At 53.6% G+C, this 233-nt stretch carries 1 protein-coding gene; it reads left to right on the forward strand.

From position 1 onward, the window contains the following. A partial coding sequence (locus tag HBA93_RS23790) for a uracil phosphoribosyltransferase (protein WP_286202182.1) occupies positions 1 to 233 on the forward strand: 233 nt, incomplete at both ends.

Below are 233 nucleotides of genomic sequence, written 5' to 3' on the forward strand. Positions count from 1 at the left end.
TTGCTGAGAGAGTTTTCCCTTCTGCTCTGCTATGAAGTGACCCGTGATCTCGATCTGACAACCACCATGATCGAGACCCCGTTGCAACCAATGGAATCGCCGATCCTTGACGGCAAGAAACTGGTTTTCGCATCCATCCTGCGTGCAGGTAACGGTCTTCTGGAAGGTATGCTGGATCTGGTACCGGCGGCACGCGTTGCCCATATCGGTCTCTACCGCGACCACAAAACCAT

The organism is Ochrobactrum sp. SFR4, assembly GCF_019730395.1.
Taxonomy (GTDB): Bacteria; Pseudomonadota; Alphaproteobacteria; order Rhizobiales; family Rhizobiaceae; genus Pseudochrobactrum.